Origin of the sequence: Pseudomonas sp. Wu6 (assembly GCF_019891515.1) — a bacterium.
Lineage (GTDB): Bacteria > Pseudomonadota > Gammaproteobacteria > Pseudomonadales > Pseudomonadaceae > Aquipseudomonas > Aquipseudomonas orientalis_A.
This window is the reverse complement of the sequence record NZ_JAFLXH010000028.1, coordinates 1-17435: the sequence shown is the minus strand read 5'-3', so window position 1 is coordinate 17435 and position 17435 is coordinate 1. Positions and strand designations below refer to the sequence as shown.

4 protein-coding genes are annotated in these 17435 nt (G+C 63.4%); 2 read left to right on the top strand and 2 right to left on the bottom strand.

Going from position 1 to position 17435, the window contains the following annotated elements; all coding sequences use genetic code 11:
* Window positions 1–3 precede the first annotated feature (3 nt).
* Entirely contained in the window at window positions 4–11841 is an 11838-nt protein-coding gene (locus tag J1G34_RS18865; protein WP_222994477.1) for a non-ribosomal peptide synthase/polyketide synthase, read from the top strand.
* 148 nt (window positions 11842–11989) lie between these two features.
* Here the strand turns inward: J1G34_RS18865 and J1G34_RS18860 are convergent, their stop codons facing one another.
* Both J1G34_RS18860 and J1G34_RS18855 read right to left on the bottom strand, forming a co-directional pair.
* Window positions 11990–14431, bottom strand: a complete 2442-nt coding sequence (locus J1G34_RS18860) for a TonB-dependent siderophore receptor (protein WP_083203285.1) — start codon at window positions 14429–14431, stop codon at window positions 11990–11992.
* A gap of 108 nt (window positions 14432–14539) precedes the next feature.
* Window positions 14540–16192, bottom strand: a complete 1653-nt coding sequence (locus J1G34_RS18855; protein ID WP_065897793.1) for a cyclic peptide export ABC transporter — start codon at window positions 16190–16192, stop codon at window positions 14540–14542.
* Window positions 16193–16390: 198 nt separating this feature from the next.
* On the opposite strand from J1G34_RS18855, the gene J1G34_RS18850 reads away from it, so the two are divergent.
* Window positions 16391–17218: a N(5)-hydroxyornithine transformylase PvdF gene (locus tag J1G34_RS18850; protein WP_065893101.1), complete on the top strand. Its 828-nt coding sequence runs from the start codon at window positions 16391–16393 to the stop codon at window positions 17216–17218.
* The last annotated feature ends 217 nt before the right edge of the window (window positions 17219–17435 follow it).

The following is a 17435-nucleotide window of genomic DNA, read 5'->3' as shown; positions in this document are numbered from 1 at the left end:
ACCATGCTTTCCAACCCTAACATCGACCTGGTGTCGCGCTTTCTTCGCTTGCCTCTGGAACAGCGCCAGCAGTTTTATCAGCGTCTGCAAAGCCGGGGCATGAGTTTCGCTCAACTGCCGATTGCTGCAATCCGTGAGGACGGCCAACGCCTGCCGCTGTCCTATGCCCAGGAGCGCCAGTGGTTTCTCTGGCAGTTGGACCCCGGCAGCGCCACTTACCACATCCCCGGCGCCTTGCGCCTGCACGGTCGCTTGGACCTGGCGGCACTGCAGCGCAGCTTCGACAGCCTGCTGGCCCGACACGAGAGCCTGCGCACCCAACTGGTCGAGGAGGGCGAGCACTTGTGGCAGGCTGTGCTGCCCCAGGCCCGGGTCGAGATTCAACACGCGCAGATCGACGAAGCGCAGTTGATGGCACGGGTGGAAGCGGAGGTGGCGCGGCCGTTCGATTTGCACCAGGCTCCGCTGCTGCGCGTGACCTTGCTGCAACTGGCTGAAGATGACCATGTGCTGGTAATGGTGCAGCACCACATCGTCTCCGACGGCTGGTCAATGCAGGTGATGGTGCAGGAGCTGGTGCAGTTGTATGCCGCCTACAGCCTGGGCCAGGACCTGCAACTGCCGCAGCTGCCGATTCAGTACGCCGACTACGCCCTGTGGCAGCGCGGCTGGATGGAAGCGGGAGAGCGGGCGCGGCAACTGGCTTATTGGCAGGCGCTGCTGGGCGGTGAACAGCCGGTGCTGGAACTGCCGCTGGACCGTCCGCGCCCGGCGCAGCAAAGCCATCGCGGCGCGAGCCTGGAGCTGCATCTACAGCCCGAACTGGTCGCCGGTCTCAAGCGCCTGGCGCAGCAAGAAGGCATCACCCCATTCATGCTGCTGCTCGCGTCCTTCCAGACCTTGTTGTACCGCTACAGCGGGCAGTCGGATATCCGCGTCGGCGTGCCGATTGCCAACCGCAACCGCGTCGAAACCGAGGGGCTGATCGGGTTTTTCGTCAACACCCAAGTGCTCAAGGCTGACCTGGACGGGCAGATGAGCTTTGTCGAGTTGCTGCAACAGACCAAGCGCCGCGCCCTGGAAGCCCAGGCCCACCAGGACCTGCCGTTCGAGCAATTGGTGATGGCGCTCTCGCCTGAGCGCAGCCTGAGCCACAACCCATTGTTCCAGGTGATGTTCAACCATCAGACCGACGCCCAGGGCGGGCGCGACGGCCAGCAACTGCCTGGCCTGCGCGTGGTGGAGCTGGACTGGGACAGCCAGACCACGCATTTCGACCTGAGCCTGGATACCCATGAGTCGGCCGAAGGGCTGTGGGCGGCGTTGAATTACGCCACCGATTTGTTCGACTCAGCGACCATCGAGCGCCTGGCGCAGCACTGGCAGCAGTTGCTGCAGACGGTCGTCAGCGATCCGCGCAGGCGTCTGGCCGAGCTTTCGCTGCTGGATGCTACCGAGCAGCAACGCATGCTTCAGGACTGGAACGCTCCGGCCTGCGCCCGGCAATTGCAAGGCGTACATCTGCTGTTCGAAGACCAGGCCGCCGCGCAGCCTGAACGTCAGGCCCTGGCCCTGGACGACCAGGCCCTCAGCTATGGCGAACTGAACCGCCAGGCCAACCGCCTGGCGCACTACTTGATCGCCCAGGGTATCGGCTCCCAAGCCTTGGTCGGGATCGCCGTGGAGCGCTCCTTCGCCATGGTGGTCAGCTTGCTGGCGGTGCTCAAGACCGGCGCGGCCTATGTGCCGCTGGACCCTGAGTACCCCCGCGAGCGTCTGGTGCACATGCTCGAGGACAGCGATGTGCGCCTGGTGCTGACCCAGTCGCACCTGCGCGATCGCCTGCCATTGCCGGCGCACGCGGTGGCCGTGGAAATCGACCTGGTCCAGGCGCAGTTGGCGCTGTGTGATGAGCACAATCCACCGGCTGTTTTCGAACCGCACAGCCTGGCCTACGTGATCTACACCTCGGGTTCCACCGGCAAACCCAAGGGCGTGGCCATCAGCCATGGCGCATTGAGTGAGTTCGCCTGCATCGCCGCCGACTATTCGCAACTGGTCGCGCAAGACCGGGTATTGCAGTTCGCTACCCTGAATTTTGACGGCTTCGTCGAGCAGTTGTACCCGGCCCTGACCCTCGGTGCCACGGTGGTGCTGCGTGGCCCGCAACTGTGGGACGGTGCCGAGTTGTATCGGCAGATCATCGAGCAGGGCATCACCTTGGCCGACTTGCCGACCGCCTACTGGAAACTGTTCTTGCAGGATTGCCTGGCGGCGGGTGCGCGGCCTTACGGGGCGTTGCGCCAGATGCATATCGGCGGCGAAGCCATGCCCCTCGACGGTCCATTGTTGTGGCAACGGGCGGGCCTGGGCCATGTGCGGCTGCTCAATACCTACGGGCCGACCGAGGCCACCGTGGTCTCCAGCGTGCTGGACTGCACCGACCCCGACGTAATCAGCGGCGTCACCGCCAGCCCCATCGGCCGCGCGCTACCCGGGCGTGGGCTGTATGTGTTGGATCGCGACCTGAATCTGCTGCCTGTCGGTGCCGTAGGCGAACTCTACATCGCCAGCGCCAGCGGCCTGGCCAGCGCTTATCTGCGGCGCCCGAGCCTGACCGCCGAGCGTTTTGTCGCCAACCCGTTCAGTGCCTGCGGCGAGCGGCTTTATCGCAGCGGCGACCTGGCGCGTTATCGCGCCGACGGGGTGGTGGAGTATGTCGGGCGGGTCGACCATCAAGTGAAAGTGCGCGGCTTCCGCATCGAACTGGGCGAGATCGAAACCGTGCTGTTGGCCCAGGACGGCGTGCGCGAAGCGCTGGTGCTGGCTGTCGACAACCAACTGCTGGCCTACCTGGTGCCCGCGCAACCGTCGAGTGAAGCCGAACGCTTGATGAACACCCTGCGCGAACAGCTGCCGGACTACATGGTGCCGGCGCACCTGATCTTCCTCGAGCGCATGCCGCTCAACCCCAACGGTAAGCTGGACCGCCAGGCACTGCCCAAACCGGACGCCAGCACGGCGCTCCAGGACTGGCAGGCGCCGGTCACCGCGTTGCAACAGCAGATCGCTGCGATCTGGGCCGATATTCTCGGCACCGACAACGTCGGTTTGAACCAGCACTTCTTCGAACTGGGCGGGCATTCGCTGCTGGCGATGCAAGTGGTGTCGCGCATTCGCCAGACGCTGCAGCGCGAGGTGCCGCTCAAGGCCTTGTTCGAGCACCCACGGCTGGATGCATTTGTTGCGGCACTGCAGGCCCAGGACAGCCTGGCGCCCAGCGCACCGCCGTTGCTGCCGGTCGGGCGCGAGCACGCCTTGCCGCTGTCGTATGCCCAGGAGCGTCAGTGGTTTCTCTGGCAATTGGAGCCGCACAGCGCCGCCTACCACATTCCCAGTGCGTTGCGCCTGAAAGGGCAACTGGACCTGGGCGCGTTGCAGCGCAGTTTCGATGCGTTGCTGGCCCGGCATGAAAGCCTGCGCACCTGCCTGCGCCAGGAGCATGAGCGTGCAGTGCAAGTGATCGCGCCATCGGCGTCGCTGCAGATCGCTCACGCCGATGTCGACGAGGCTGAACTCCAGGCGCAGGTCGAGGCGCAGATCGCGCAGCCGTTCGACCTGGAACACGGCCCGTTGCTGCGTGTGTCGCTGCTGCGCGTGGCTGCTGGTGAGCATGTGCTGGTGCTGGTGCAGCACCACATCGTCTCCGATGGCTGGTCGATGCAGGTGATGGTCGAAGAACTGGTGCAGCTCTATGCGGGCTACAGCCAGGGCGAGGAAGTGCAGCTGCCGGCGTTGCCGATCCAATATGCCGACTATGCCGTGTGGCAGCGCAATTGGATGGAGGCGGGCGAGAAGAACCGTCAGCTGGCGTACTGGCGCGAAATGCTCGGCGGCGAGCAAAGTGTGCTGGAGTTGCCGTTCGACCACCCGCGTCCCGCCGTGCAAAGCCATCGCGGCGCACGCCTGGCTTTCGAGCTGGACCCCGAGCTGAGCCAACAGCTCAAGGCCTTGGCCCGGCAACAGGGCGTGACCCTGTTCATGTTGCTGCTGGCGTCGTTCCAGACCCTGCTGCACCGCTACAGCGGCCAGGAAGAAATCCGCGTCGGCGTGCCCATCGCCAACCGCAACCGCAGCGAAACCGAGCGGCTGATCGGCTTCTTAGTCAATACCCAGGTCCTCAAGGCGGACCTGCACGGCCAGATGAGCGTCGAGCAGTTGCTGCAACAAACCAGGCAACGCGCGCTTGAGGCCCAGGCCCATCAGGACCTGCCGTTCGAACAGTTGGTGGAAGCCCTGCAACCGGAACGCAGCCTGAGCCACAATCCGCTGTTCCAGGTGATGTTCAACCACCAGACCGACGTCGGCCAGGCCCAGGTCCAGCAGCACCTGCCGCACCTGCTGGTCCAAGGGCTGGAATGGCAAAGCAAGACCGCGCATTTCGACCTCGACCTGGACATTCAGGAGTCCACCGAAGGCATCTGGGCCACCCTGGGTTATGCCCAGGACCTGTTCGAAGCCGGCACCGTGCAACGCATGACGCGCCACTGGCAGAACCTGCTGCAGGGCATGGTCGCCAACCCTCGGCAACCGCTGGGCCAGTTGAACCTGCTGGACGCCGCCGAGCAGCAACACATCCTGCAACTGTGGGACCGCAGCGCCTCCGGTTTCTCGGCCCAGCGTTTGGTGCATGAACTGGTGGCCGACCGTGCCCGGGAAACCCCGGATGCGGTGGCGGTGAAGTTCGCCGACGAGCAGCTCACTTACGGCGAGCTGGATCGCCAGGCCAACCGCCTGGCCCACGCGCTGATCGCCCGTGGCGTCGGCCCGGAAGTGCGCGTGGCGATTGCCATGCCGCGCAGTGCCGAGATCATGGTGGCGTTCCTCGCGGTGTTGAAGGCCGGTGGCGTGTACGTGCCGCTGGATATCGAATACCCGCGTGATCGCCTGCTGTACATGATGCAGGACAGCCGCTCGCGGTTGCTGCTGACCCACTCGACCGTGCAACAGCGCCTCCCGATTCCGCAAGGCCTGCAAGCCCTGGCAGTGGATCAGCTGCAGGACTGGTCCGACGACAATCATGCGGCGCCGAACGTCGCCCTCGACGGCGATAACCTCGCCTACGTGATCTACACCTCCGGCTCCACCGGCATGCCCAAGGGCGTGGCGGTGTCCCACGGGCCACTGGTGGCGCACATCATCGCCACCGGTGAGCGCTATGAAACCCGCCCGGCCGATTGCGAGTTGCACTTCATGTCGTTCGCCTTCGACGGTTCCCACGAGGGTTGGATGCACCCGCTGATCAATGGCGCCAGCGTGCTGATCCGCGACGACAGCCTATGGTTGCCGGAATACACCTATGAACAGATGCACCGGCACAACGTGACCATGGCGGTGTTCCCACCGGTGTACCTGCAGCAACTGGCCGAACACGCCGAACGCGACGGCAACCCTCCAGCCGTTCGGGTGTACTGCTTCGGCGGTGATGCGGTGGCCCAGGCCAGCTACGACCTGGCCTGGCGCGCGCTGAAGCCGACCTACCTGTTCAACGGCTACGGCCCCACCGAAACCGTGGTCACGCCGCTGCTGTGGAAGGCGCGCAAGGGTGACCCGTGCGGCGCCGTCTACGCGCCCATCGGCACTTTGCTCGGCAACCGCAGCGGCTACGTGCTGGACGCGCAGCTCAACCTGCAACCCATCGGCGTGGCCGGTGAGTTGTACCTGGGCGGCGAGGGCGTGGCCCGGGGTTACCTGGAGCGTCCGGCGTTGACCGCCGAACGCTTTGTGCCGGACCCGTTCGGCAAGCCCGGCAGCCGCGTGTATCGCAGCGGCGACCTGACCCGTGGGCGTCCGGACGGTGTGGTGGATTACCTGGGTCGCGTCGACCATCAGGTCAAGATCCGTGGTTTCCGTATCGAACTGGGTGAAATCGAAGCGCGCCTGCGCGAACAGGACAGCGTCGGCGAAACCGTGGTGGTGGCCCAGGAAGGTCCGACCGGCAAGCAGTTGGTGGCCTACGTGGTGCCGCTTGATCCGGCCCTGCTCGACGATGCCGTCGCCCAGGCCAACGGCCGCGAAACCCTGCGTCGCGCCTTGAAAACCCGTTTGCCGGACTACATGGTGCCTACCCACCTGATGTTCCTCGAACGCATGCCGCTGACCCCCAACGGCAAGCTCGACCGCAAGGGCCTGCCGCTGCCGGATGTAAGCCTGATGCAGCAGGTGTATGTAGCGCCCCAGAGCGAACTGGAGCGCAAGATCGCCGCGATCTGGTGCGACGTGCTGCGCCTGCCGCAAGTGGGCTTGCATGACAACTTCTTTGAGCTGGGCGGCGACTCGATCATGTCGATCCAGGTGGTCAGCCGGGCGCGTCAGGTCGGCGTGCGCTTTTCGCCCAAGGACCTGTTCCAGCACCAGACCGTGCAGAGCCTGGCGGCAGTCGCCCGGGAAGGCGAGGGCGCAGTGCTGCTGGATCAGTCGGCACTGAGCGGCGAGCTGCTGCTGTTGCCGGTGCAGCAGGCGTTTTTTGCCGATGACATCCCCCAGCGTCACCACTGGAACCAATCGGTGGTGCTGCAACCGCACCAGCCCTTGCAGGTGCCGCTGCTGGTGGCCGCGCTTGAGGCGCTGATCGTGCACCACGATGCCTTGCGCAGCACATTTGTGCAGGGGCCGGCGGGCTGGAGTGCGGCGTACCGTGGGCCGCACCTGCACCAGGCCGACCAGGTGCTGTGGCAGACCACCTTGAATACAGTCGAGGAACTTGACGCCCTGGGCGAAGAAGCCCAGCGCAGCCTCGACCTGGAGGCGGGGCCCTTGTTGCGTGCGGTGCTGGCGCAACTGGCCGACGGGTCCCAGCGATTGTTGCTGGTCATCCATCACCTGGTGGTTGACGGCGTGTCTTGGCGCATCCTGCTCGAAGATTTGCAAAGCACCTATCAGCAACTGGCCCAGGGCGCCGCCGTGCAACTGCCGGCCAAGACCAGCGCCACCCGCGCCTGGGCTGAACGCCTGCAGACGTATGCGCGCAGTGAGGCACTGCAACACGAACTGGTCTGGTGGCAGGCGCAACTGCACGGCAGTCCGTCCGGCTTGCCGGGCGCCGACCCGCAGGCCAGCCTGAGCAACCACCTGGCGCTGAGTGTGAGTACGCAGCTGGACCCGGTCTACACCCGTCGCTTGCTGCAGGACGCGCCGAGTGCCTATCGCACCCAGATCAACGACCTGTTGCTGACCGCCCTGGCCCGTGTGATCACGCGCTGGACCGGTGATGAGTCGATGTTGATCAGGCTCGAAGGCCACGGCCGCGAAGACCTGTTCGACGAGATCGACCTGACCCGCACCGTCGGATGGTTCACCAGCCTTTACCCGTTGAAATTGCTGCCGGCCACCACCCTGGCCAGCTCCCTCAAACAGATCAAGGAACAACTGCGCGCCGTCCCCGACAAGGGCCTGGGCTTTGGCGCCCTGCGTTACCTGGGCGATGCCGAGGCCCGGCAGGCCTTGGCCGCGTTGCCACGCCCGCGCATCACGTTCAACTACCTGGGACAGTTCGACGTCAGCTTCGACAGCGCCGAGCGGCCAGGGCTGTTTACGCCTTCCGGCGACGCCAGCGGTGCCGAGCAAAGCCCGGAGGCGCCGTTGGGTAACTGGCTGGAAATCAACGGCCAGGTGTATGGCGGCGAGTTGAGGCTCAATTGGAGTTTCAGCCAGGCGATGTTCGCGCAAGCGACTGTCCAGCAACTGGCCGATGAATACGCACGGGAACTCAAGGCCCTGATCGACCACTGCTGCGAGCCGGCCAACCGGGGCGTGACGCCGTCCGACTTCCCCCTGGCGAACCTGACCCAGCAGCAGCTCGATGACCTGGCGCTGAACGCCGCCGAGGTCGAAGACCTGTACCCGCTGTCACCGATGCAGCAGGGCATGCTGTTCCAGTCGCTGTACGGCGAAGGCTCGGGTGACTACATCAACCAGATGCGCATCGACGTGCACGGCCTGGATGTACCGCGCTTCCACCAAGCGTGGCAGGCGGCGGTCGAGCGTCATGAGATCCTGCGCAGCGGTTTTGTCTGGCAGGCCGAGCTGGAGCAGCCCTTGCAGGTGGTCTACAAGCAGGTTCGCCTGCCGTTTGTCGAGCTGGACTGGCAAGCGCGCGACGATGCTGCCTTATCCCTCGACAGCCTGGCCGAGTCGGCGCGGGCCCAGGGCTTTGTGCTGGAACAGGCGCCGCTGTTGAGCCTGACGGTAGTGCGCACCGGTGGGTCGAGCTATCACTTGATCTACACCAATCACCATATCCTGATGGACGGCTGGAGCGGTTCGCAGTTGTTTGGCGAAGTCCTGCAACACTATGCAGGTGAACCATTGCCGGTGCCGACCGGGCGTTATCGCGATTACATTGCCTGGCTGCACGCCCAGGACAAGGCACTCAGCCAGGCGTTCTGGAAAGACCAGTTGATCAACTTGCAGGAACCTACGCGCCTGGCGCGTGGCGCACAGGTGCAGGACGACACGGCCCTGGCGATTAACGGTGAGCATCGCCTGAGTCTTGACGCGCCGCAGACCGAGCGTCTCAAAGCGTTCGTCCAGCGCAACAAAGTCACCCTCAACACCTTGGTGCAAAGCGCCTGGCTGTTGCTGCTGCAGCACCACACCGGGCACGCCACCGTGGCGTTCGGCGCTACAGTGGCAGGGCGTCCGGCGCAATTGCGCGGGATTGAACAGCAGGTCGGCCTGTTCATCAACACCTTGCCGGTGGTGGCGACCCCGGATGCACAGATGTCGGTCAGTCAGTGGCTGCAGCAGGTCCAGCAGCAGAACCTGAGCTTGCGTGAGCAGGAACACACACCGTTGTTCGAGATCCAGCGCTGGGCCGGGCTGGGTGGCGAAGCGCTGTTCGACAGTATCCTGGTCTTCGAAAACTACCCGGTGTCCGAGGCCCTGGAGCAGGGCGCGCCGTCGGGGCTGCGCTTTGGCGCGGTGCAAAGCCTGGAGCAGACCCACTACCCATTGACGGTCCTGCTGGCGATAGGCGACAGCCTGGGCGTGGAGTTCAACTACGACCGCAAGGCCTTCAGCGCAGCGCACATCCAGCGCCTGGCCGAGCACTTCCAGCAATTACTCATGGCATTGGCAGACGATGCTTCCCAACCCCTGGGCGCATTGCCAACCCTGGCCGCCGCCGAGCGCGCAACGCTGGTGCAGACATGGAACGCCACTGCGGTGGAATATCCTCTGGATCAAGCGGTGCATCAGTTGATCGAGGCGCAAGTGCATCGCACGCCGCAGGCCCCGGCGCTGCTGTTTGCCGGGCACACCTTGAGCTACGCCGAATTGAACGCCCGGGCCAACCGCCTGGCCCATCGCCTGATCGCTGCCGGCGTCGGCCCGGACGTACTGGTGGGGCTGGCGCTGGAGCGCTCGATCGAAATGGTCGTGGGCCTGTTGGCGGTGCTCAAGGCGGGCGGTGCCTACGTGCCGCTGGACCCGGAATACCCGCGTGAGCGACTGGCCTACATGCTGCAGGACAGCGCTGTGCAACTGCTGTTGACCCAGGCCCATCTGCAGGCGCAACTGCCGGTGCCAGCCGGCGTGCAATGCCTGGTGCTGGAAAGCGGCGACGCCTCGCCGGACGCCTTCAGCGTCCACAACCCGAACGTCGCCGTGCACGGCGAAAACCTCGCCTATGTGATCTACACCTCCGGCTCCACCGGCCAGCCCAAGGGCGCCGGCAACCGCCATCGTGCACTGACCAACCGGCTGTGCTGGATGCAGCAGGCGTATGGCCTCGAGGCCCGTGACAGCGTGCTGCAGAAAACGCCGTTCAGCTTTGACGTGTCGGTGTGGGAGTTCTTCTGGCCATTGATGACCGGCGCACGCCTGGTGGTGGCCGCACCGGGCGACCATCGTGACCCGGCGCGGCTGGTCAGCCTGATCAACGCGCACCAGATCACCACGCTGCATTTCGTGCCGTCCATGCTGCAAGCCTTCCTGCAAGACGCAGAGGTGGCCTCGTGCCACAGCCTGCAACGCATTGTCTGCAGTGGCGAAGCGCTGCCCGCCGACGCCCAGCAGCAGGTCTTCGCCAAGCTACCCGGCGCTGGGTTGTACAATTTGTATGGCCCCACCGAAGCGGCAATCGACGTGACCCACTGGACCTGCGTCGAAGAGGGCCGCGACGCCGTGCCGATCGGCCGGCCAATCGCCAATCTTTCGTGCTATGTGCTGGACGCCAACCTGGAACCGGCGCCGGTCGGTGTGTTGGGTGAGTTGTATCTGGGTGGGGTCGGGCTGGCGCGGGGTTATCACCGTCGTCCCGCGCTGACCGCCGAGCGTTTTGTCACCGATCCGTTCGGCAGCGGCACGCGCCTGTATCGCACCGGCGACCTGGCACGTTATCGCGACGATGGCGTGCTTGAGTACGCCGGGCGCATCGACCATCAGGTCAAACTGCGCGGGCTGCGCATCGAGCTGGGTGAGATCGAAGCGCGCCTGCTGAAACACAGCAGCATCCGTGAAGCGGCAGTGCTCGCGGTCGACGGCACCCACCTGGTGGGTTACCTGGTGCTGCAACAGCCGCAGGACGATTGGAAAGCCGCGTTGGTTGCGCACCTGGCCGCGCAGTTGCCGGACTATATGGTGCCGGCGCAGTGGGTGGTATTGGCGCAGATGCCGCTGAGCCCGAACGGCAAGCTGGATCGCAGGGCATTACCCAAGCCAGAGGCCCACGGCACCGGGCAGTACCAGGCACCCCGCAGCGAAATAGAGCAGCAGGTCGCGGCGATCTGGAGCGAGGTGCTGGACGTGGAACGCGTGGGGCTGCACGACAATTTCTTCGAACTGGGTGGCCATTCGTTGCGGGTACTGATGCTCAAGGAGCGCATCCGCAAGGCCAGCGGCGTGAATTTGTCGGTCAGCCAGTTGATGCTCAATCCAACTGTGGCCGGGCAGGTCAGCTGCTTGCAGGGCGATAACCGAACGTCGTTGATCGTCAGGCTCAACCAGCAGACCGAAGGCACGCCGTTGTTCCTGTTCCACCCAAGCTTTGGCTCGGTGCATTGCTACACCGCGATTGCCCTGGCACTGCGCGAGCAGCGCCCGGTATTCGGGGTGATGTGCCGAGCATTGGCCGAGGAGGGCGCTGCGGTGCCGCACTGGCAAGTGATGGTCGAGGATTACACCACACAATTGCTGATGGCCCAGCCCCACGGGGCGTTCCGCCTGGCAGGTTGGTCGTTGGGCGGCAACCTGGCGATGGAAGTGGCGCACGGCCTGGAACAGGCGGGGCGTGAGGTGGAGTTTGTGGGGTGGATCGACGCCGCGCCGCCGCAGTGGGTCAAGCCTTACTGGGATGCGGTAGACGTGGGGGAAGATCGTGAGGTGTCGGCCAACGAGCGCCGCGCGGCGTTACTGGGCGTGATGTTCCCTGAGTTCGCCGAGGCGATACAGCGTGCCTGGGAGCAGTGCCAGCGCGATGCCGAGGATGAAATGGGTCAATGGCAAGGGTTCGTGAGCTGGGCTGAGCAGGCCTTGGGCGAAACCTTTACCGCCATCAAGGAGCAATTGCTGCACGGCAACGAAGCGCAGATTGCCTGGGACGTCGACCGCGCGTTGAGCGAACGCATGGTCGCGTCGGACTTCAAGCCGATCAAGGCGCCAGTCAGTTGCTGGTGGGCGTCCATGAGCCGGGCAGGGCGCTTCAGGGAATTGATTGAACAGCAGATGGCGACAGTGATCAGCCAGGGACGCATCGAGCGTTCGGTGATGATCGAGACTGACCATGACGGCATTATCGACAGCGCCGCGTTCATCCGCAGCCTGGCGCAGGCGATGGGGTAACCCGTATCCAATGTGGGAGGGGGCTTGCCCCCGATTACGGTGTCACAGTCAACAGATGTATTGACTGACACACTGCCATCGGGGGCAAGCCCCCTCCCACATTTTGATCCCCATTACTCCGCCGATTGTGGAGCTTGTCGCCGTGCGGTCAGAAGTCCCAGCGGGTGCTGACCATCACGTTACGCGGCTCGCCGTAGGCGGCGGAGTTATAGAAACCCACGTTGGTGTAGTAGGACTTGTCGAAGATGTTGTTGAAGTTGACCGTCGCCGACAGGTTCTTGGTGACCTGGTAGCGGGTCATCAAGTCCACCAGCCAGTAGGATTCCTGGGTGATGTCCTGATTGGTTTCCAGTGGCCCGTTCCAGATCTCGTTCCAGCCCTTGGTCTGCCAGCGCACGCCGCCGCCGATGGTGAACTTGTCCAGGTCACCCTTGAGCTTGTAGGTGGTGTTCAGGTTGACCTGATGCTCGGGCTCGAACGTGGAGATCTTCTTGTCATCGTCATCGCGCGCGATCTTGTGGGTGTAGCCACCTTGCACTTGCCAGCCCGGGCTCAACTCACCGGAAATTTCCGCTTCGTAGCCTTTGGTTACGGCCTTGGAACCTTTGAATGCATAGTTCTGCGGGGTTGGCGTCTGGTTGTTGTACGCATCGTCGGAGATCGCACGGTTGGTCTCATGCACTTCGAAGTAAGCGATGCTGGTGTTCAGGCGGCCCTCGAAGAACTCGCCCTTGAGGCCGATCTCGTAGTTTTGCCCTTCGTCCGGTTCCAGCAGTTTTTCGTTGCGGTCCTTATAGGTACTTTCCTGAGGCTGGAAAATATCGGTGTAGCTGGCGTACGCCGAGAAGTTGTCGTTGAGGTCGTAGATCACCCCGGCATAAGGAATGAACCGCCCGGTTTCCTTGTAGGAAGGGTTGTTGCCGGTGACGTGATAGTTGGCCACGCGCCCGCCGAGGATCACGTTCAGGTCATCCATCACGTTCAAGCGTGTGGTCACGTAGTAACCCGTCTGGCGGATGGTGTCATCGATGTGCTGCTGGGCCGGGCCGTAGATAGGCTTGGCGAGGTGGCCGTTCCAGTTATAGAAATCGACTTTGTTGCCGCCCGGCCATTCCGGCGACCAGTAACCCTTGCCCTGCCAGCGCGAGGTGCCGATCGAGCCGCCCACTACCAGTTCATGTTCGCGCCCGAACAGGCTGAAAGGCCCGGTGGCGTAGAGGTCGGCGGAGGTGCTTTTAGTTTCGCCGGTGTACTTCTGCCCGTTGATTTCGGCAGTGCCATCGGCTGCCGGCTGGACGAACTGAATCGAACCGAGGTCGGCGTGGTAGCCGTTGATCTTGTGGTCGAGCTGGAACTTGGTCACCCAGCCGCTGCCCATGTCATGTTCGAGCATGGCGAACGCGGTTCGGGTGTTCTGCTCCCAGGAGCTCCAGGTGGTGCCGTTGTTGTAGGAGCGCGGCATCTTGTTGATGCTGCCGTTGGAATTGACCAGCGGGAAGGAGCCGGACCAGCTCGAACCCTGCGGAACGTTGTCCTGGTAGTCGAAGCCCACGGTCAGCAGGGTGTCGGGAGACAGGTCGAATTCGGTAATGCCGTAGTAGGTTTCGGTCCTGCGCGAGTAGTGGTCCATGAACGACTTCTTGTCCTGGTACGCGGCGACCGCACGCCCACGGACATTGCCGCTGTCGGTCAGGGGCCCGCTGACATCAACTTCACTGCGGTAGTTGTCCCAGGAACCGGCGCCCAGTTGCACATGCCCCTTGAAGTCCGCTGTCGGCTTCTTGCGGATCAGGTTGATCGTCGCCCCCAGGGAGCCGGCGCCATTGAGCAGGCCGGTAGCGCCCTTGAGCACTTCGACGCGGTCATAGATCGCCATGTCGCTCAAGGTATTGCCCGCCGAGTAACCGACGTTGCGCACGGTGGAAGGAATGCCGTCGTACTGGAAGCTGTTGACCGAGAAACCCCGGGAATAATAGTTGGTACGGTCGCTGTCATAGGCCGACACCGTGATGCCGGGGGTGTGGCGCATCACGTCATCCATGCTGTTGAGGCCGAAGTCCTCGATGTGCTGGCGCGTGACCACCGTGATCGACTGCGGGGTTTGCCGGGGTGTCAGGGTCAGGCGCGTGGCGGTGGCAATGGTGCCCGGGGTGTAGGAGTTCGAGCCTTCGGTGATGTTGCCCAGGTAGTTGGCGGTGACCTCGGTCGGGCTCAGTTCCAGCCCGCCCGCTGCGCTGGCGGCGGCCACGGTCAAGGTATTGCCGTTGAGGCTGTAAGTGGTCTGGCTGCCTGCCAGCAACGCATCGATGGCCTGCTGCGGCTGCATCTTGCCCTTGATCGCCCGGCTGTTCTTACCCTGCACGTCGCCAGGGCTGTACAGCACTTGCACGTTGGTCTGGCGGCCAAATTCCTGCAGCGCGCTCCCCAGCGGCTGTGCAGGAATGTTCAACTCGATCTCCTGGGCCTGAACATAGCCCGCCATCGGCAGCGCCACCGCCAGTGCCAGGGCACTCGGAAGAAGGTTCATGTTCAGGGCCCTGCGCATGGATAACGCTTTGCTCAGGGGGCTGAGACCGAGTCGTGCTGGCATGGATGCTTTCTCTTCTAGGTTTTAAGTGGGCAGTTATCGTATCTATTGAGGTTAATTCTCATTAGCACTAGTGAGACGTTCCTACCTGGAAAAACCGGAAAATAAAATTCACGCCGGTTCCATTTCGTGCACCACCTGGCCGGCGCGCAGGCGTACCAGTTGGTCGGCGATGTCGAAATAACGGTCGTCGTGGCTGATCACGATGATGGTCTTGCCCAGGCGCTTGAGGTCCGGCAGCAGCTCGGTGTAGAAGATCCGGCGGAAGGCCGGGTCCTGGTCGGCGGCCCATTCGTCGAACACCAGCACCGGGCGTTCTTCCAGCCAGGCGTTGACCAAGGCCAGGCGCTTGCGCTGGCCGGTGGAGAGGTCGGTGGTGCTGAATACGCCGTCCTTGACGCTGACCTTGTGCGCGATTTCCAGGCGTTCCAGGTATTGGGTGGCGCTGTCCAGGGACTGGGCGGCGCTGCCCTGGACCAGGTCGTCGAACAGGTAGTAGTCGGAAAACACCGTGGTGAACAACTGGCGATAGTCATCGCGCTCAGGGTCGGTGACCGCTTCGCCATTCAGGCGAATCTCGCCGGCCTGGGGCGGGTACAGACCCAGCAGCAGTTTGATCAGGGTGGTCTTGCCGCTGCCGTTTTCGCCGACGATAAACACGATATCGCCTTGCTGGATACTCAGGTTGATCGGCCCCAGGTGGAACGGCTCGCTGCCCTCGACCGCCGGCGGGCTGTAACTCACGTTGCGCAGTTCGAGGCTGTTGACCACCGGTGTCGGCGCTTCGCTGTCATCCATCAACAGGTGCGGTTCCGGGGACGAAAAACGCTCCGACAGTTCACTGATGCGGCCAAACGCGATCTTGGCCTTGCCGACCACGGGCATGTAACCCAGCAGGTGTTCCAACGGGCCTTTCATGTACAGCAGCACCAGCACGAAGCCGGTGATCACCGTCGGGTCCGGGTTGGGGTTGTACGCCTGCATCGCCAGGGCCAGGCCGATGACCACGAAGAACAGCATCGAGCCAAACGTCTTGGCCAGGATGTAGATATTGACCGAGCGCACCTGGATGTCGCTGATGCGGTCGGCGGTTTCCTGGATGCGGTGGGTGTTCATGCGAAACCGCCGTGGTCGGTGCATGCGCAGTTCCTTGGCGCCGGACGCAATGGCGTTGTAGTAACGCTGCAACTCGTCTTCATGGCTGCGCGCCAGGTCGAAGCCCTGGATGCCTTTGCCGCCGGCAATGAACTGCACGGTGCTGCCGATAATGATCGCCACCACCATCATCAGGAACATCGGCACCGACAGGTAGGCCAGGTAGCCCAGGCACCCGAGGGTGACTGTGGCCGCGATGGCCAGCGGCGTGAACGCGAAGGAAAAGTCGCTGATGGTGTCGACGTCGTGGGTCAGCACCGGGATCAGGCGGTGGGAGCGATAGCGTTCGATCTGACCGATGGGCGCCGATAACACCTTCTCGCCCAGGTCCTTGCGCAGGGCGGCGATGATCCGTTGCCCGACGTAGTTGGTGCCGATGTCGGAAATGATCGAACTGAACAGCGCCACCACGCACAGTGCCGCAAAGGTCAGAACCACGCCCTGGGTCATGCCTGCCGCCGAGTGCAGCGCGTTATTGATGGTCGCCAGCAGCAACGTAATGGCCAGGCCGCCCACCATGCCGAGGGCGACGGAGACCGTCACAATGATGCGAAAGGGCCGGAGCAGGGCGAGCATGCCTTTGAAGGCGCCGCGTTTGGGGTCGGTCATAAATACATCCCGGAGAGTGAAAAGAGGGGCTGGGCACACAGACCCTTACCCATGACAAACGAAGTGTCGGCGCGACTATTTAGCTCGGTGTGCCGGGCGGTGGCGGCGCTGGATAAATTGCGCGAGGGCTGGTTCGTTCTTGTTGGGTAGGCGCACGGGTATTCACGCCGTACGTATTCCTTCTGCGAGAGCGAAACAATGACGAAAAAGAACCTGGTGTATGTCTGGTCCCTGAGAAATGCCGCCGCCGACAAGGCCGGGCAGCCGGTGGCCTACAAGGACCACGAGCGCTACATGAAGTCGGTGCTGGAGTTTCTGGTGGGCTCGCTCAACGACACCGCGCTGGGCGATGCCTACAACCTGGTCGGGGTGGTGTACGACGACGATGAGCAGAATCCACGGGATCAGGCGTTGGTCGCCGATTATGGTTTCGCTTACAAGCCTGGCGGCCAGTGGTTGTACCCGGCCGACCTGAGCGTACAGGGCAAGTTGGTCAACGACCTGTTGCTGAGCGTACCGTCGACCTATCGTCGCCTGCCTCGGGGCAGCGCTGAGCATATCGCCGGCAAACAGGATTTCGAACGGCGCCTGCATGACGTGCTGGTCGAGTTGAAAGCCGACATCGTGGTGCTCGATGGCTTGCTGGTGATCCTCGATGAACTGGTACGCCCAGGCGCACCGTTTGCGCGGCGCATCATGAACATCCATCCGGGTATCACCCGCATCGAATCGCCTTACGAACGCCGTGGCGCCTATGCCACCTGGAACGCGTTGTATGGCGCGCGTGGGCAGACCGTGGTGGACTGGACGACCAGGGCTACCACCCCCTCGGCGCCGCTGTACCTCACCGGCGCGTCATTTCACTATGTGGATAACGGCATTGATTCCGGCGAAGTGTTCCACGACGTCTTGAAGACCGAGATTTCGCCCGAAGACACCATCCTCGAACTGCGCTGGAACAACTTCAACAACAGTCTGTTCCCGGCGCTGCATGAAGGCCTGGAACTGTTGGCTAAGCAAGGCTGAATACAATCCTCCTGACGCATGGCGTTCAAATGTGGGAGGGGGCTTGCCCCCGATGGCGGAGGGTCAGTTGCAGAAGCATTCACTGACAGTCCCTCATCGGGGGCAAGCTGAACTGGTCAAGTAATCCCGGACACCGATTACGGTGTTTATGCCGCTTTTTGCTCCATGGCTATTGGCGACAGGTAGTTGTTGTAGCTGTGGAGCCTGATTCGGTTGT

Bases quoted from the DNA above. Each gene is read 5' to 3' on its own strand.
- J1G34_RS18865 (WP_222994477.1), top strand. From the start codon at position 4: ATGCTTTCCAACCCTAACATCGACCTGGTGTCGCGCTTTCTTCGCTTG.
- J1G34_RS18860 (WP_083203285.1), bottom strand. From the start codon at position 14,431: ATGCCAGCACGACTCGGTCTCAGCCCCCTGAGCAAAGCGTTATCCATG.
- J1G34_RS18855 (WP_065897793.1), bottom strand. From the start codon at position 16,192: ATGACCGACCCCAAACGCGGCGCCTTCAAAGGCATGCTCGCCCTGCTC.
- J1G34_RS18850 (WP_065893101.1), top strand. From the start codon at position 16,391: ATGACGAAAAAGAACCTGGTGTATGTCTGGTCCCTGAGAAATGCCGCC.